Source organism: Bartonella sp. AA89HNZF (genome assembly GCF_042196905.1).
Taxonomy (GTDB): Bacteria; Pseudomonadota; Alphaproteobacteria; order Rhizobiales; family Rhizobiaceae; genus Bartonella.
This window is the reverse complement of the sequence record NZ_JBHIRD010000103.1, coordinates 305-784: the sequence shown is the minus strand read 5'-3', so window position 1 is coordinate 784 and position 480 is coordinate 305. Positions and strand designations below refer to the sequence as shown.

2 protein-coding genes are annotated in these 480 nt (G+C 33.1%); one reads left to right on the top strand and one right to left on the bottom strand.

The features are described 5' to 3' along the window. Positions 1-179 (bottom strand): helix-turn-helix domain-containing protein (locus tag ACFIN0_RS09955; protein ID WP_375702478.1); only part of this gene is annotated, 179 nt, incomplete at its 3' end. Positions 180-270: 91 nt separating this feature from the next. On the opposite strand from ACFIN0_RS09955, the gene ACFIN0_RS09950 reads away from it, so the two are divergent. After that, a partial coding sequence (locus tag ACFIN0_RS09950) for a helix-turn-helix domain-containing protein (protein ID WP_375702477.1) occupies positions 271-480 on the top strand: 210 nt, incomplete at its 3' end.

Below are 480 nucleotides of genomic sequence, written 5' to 3'. Positions count from 1 at the left end.
CAATCGCTAGGACTTATGTAATTATCAGTAACTTCTGCTATTTTTTGTATTATCCTAGGATGCGGAAATCGCTTCTTATTCACATAGCGTGCTATAGATGCTTGTGTAACACCTACCAAAATCGCAAACTCGGCATAAGTAATATTATTCTTTGATAAATACAGTTTTAGTTTAGACATTCCTCTTTTTACCATATCGGTATTATTAAGACAAGCATATTTTACCATATTGGCATTTGAAAGGATTTTTTTTTTAATTAGGATAAGAATCATGAATAATTTGAAATTTTTCAGACAAAAAGTAGGTTTAACTTCAAAAGAATTAGCCGAATTGGTAGGGACTAGTCAGCCACAAATTTTTCGTTTAGAAAATGGACAACGAAAATTAACAAAGGAGTGGGCTGTACGTTTGGCGCCACACTTAAAAATTACCCCCAAACAACTGTTGTTTTCGGGAAATAGGCCTAATAGCTTAGATGAA